The organism is Ideonella azotifigens, assembly GCF_006519715.1.
GTDB lineage: Bacteria > Pseudomonadota > Gammaproteobacteria > Burkholderiales > Burkholderiaceae_C > Ideonella > Ideonella azotifigens.
Genome location: NZ_VIDT01001020.1, coordinates 1 through 1,467 on the forward strand (window position 1 = coordinate 1; position 1,467 = coordinate 1,467).

The 1,467-nt window shown below is 68.0% G+C and carries 1 protein-coding gene; it reads right to left on the minus strand.

What is annotated here, in order from left to right; genetic code table 11:
• Window positions 1-1,467, minus strand: a 1,467-nt coding sequence (locus tag FKP22_RS30230) for a pilus (MSHA type) biogenesis protein MshL (protein WP_141291906.1), incomplete at both ends; no start/stop codon positions are given.

The window sequence follows — 1,467 nt, forward strand, 5'->3', positions numbered from 1 at the left end:
TTCGCGGTTGTCCAGCGCGGCCCAGGCGGCCTGCGTGTGTTCGGCCCAGTCGTCGGCCGAGCGGATGATGCTGGGCTTGATCAGCACCACCAGTTCCTTCTTCTTGCCAGCGTTGTTGCGGTTGCCCAGCACGGTGGCGGTCAGCGCATTTTCGGCGCTGCCCGGCAGGCCGGAGGTCTGGCGCGTGGTCTCCATCTGCATCAGGCCGCCGATGGCGACGATCTGGCCGTCCGGAATGCGCACCACGGTGTCGGTCTCGTTGGTGCTGCTGGAGGCCAGCGGCAGCTTGTAGGCGCCCAGCGAGCCCAGGTCGATCTGCTTGGAGCGTTCGGCCACGCTGCTGACGGAGGGGTGCACGTGCAGCGTGATCATGTTGCCGGCGTCGATCTGCGGCGTCACGTCCAGCGCAATGCCGGAGAAGAAGGGCGTCAGCGTCAGCGTGGGCAGCGTGGTCTGGCCGGCGCTGGTGCCGGTGGACGTGGTGACCGTGCCGCCGGACACGCCGGTGACGAAGAAATCGTCCGTGCCGACCTTCAGCACCGCCTTCTGGTTGTTCAGCGTGGCCAGGCGCGGGCTGGACAGGGTCTGCACCTCGCCATGGGTTTCGAGGAAGCCCAGCACCGCGGCAAAGCCGTTGGTTGCCAGTGACAGGCCGAACAGCCCGCCACCCGCGCCGGGCAGCGCCATCGCGTCGGTCGCCAGGTCGGCGGCCTGGGTCAGCGTGGGCAGGCCGTTGTTGTTGACGAGCAGCGGGTTGCCGCCGTAGCCGCTGGTGTTGCCTGCCGCACCGCGGCCGCGCAGCACCGACCAGTCGATGCCGCTCTGGTAGCCCTCGCGCAGCTCCACGGTGACGATCTTCACGTCCAGCATGACCTGGCGTTCGATGGCCATGCGCGCGGCGCTCAGCATGGTTTCGACCTGGCGAAGTTCGTCGGGCATGGCCCGCACCGCGACCATGCCGGCCTGCGGGCTGAGGATCACGCTGCGGCCGCCGGCCGTGCCGATCATGGTCTTGATGGCATCGCCCAGCTCGCCCCACAGGTCGCTGTGCGACTGGGTCGTCAGCTGCGTGCTTTCCATCTGCGTGCTGCTGTTGCTGCCGTTGCCGTTCGAACCGTTGTTGCCGTTGGCATTGCCGCTGTTGCCGCCGCTGTTGTTGTTGTTGCCGCTGTTCTGCGCGGTCGAGCTGCCCGAGCTGACGCGCACTTCGCTGCGGCCATTGCGCTGGGTCGGCAGGTAGTTGACGACGAACACCCTCGACTGCATGGTCGGCGGGTAGACGGTGATGCGCCGGCCATCGACCTTGATGTCATAGCCGTACACATCGCGCAGCGCTTCCAGCGCCTCGCGCATGGTCACGCGGCGCAGCGTCACCGAGATGCTGCCGGCCAGCTCCGGGTGCGTCAGCATGTTGTAGCGCCCATCCGCGGCCAGGGCCAGGAAGACGTCGCGCGCCGGGGCGTTGTT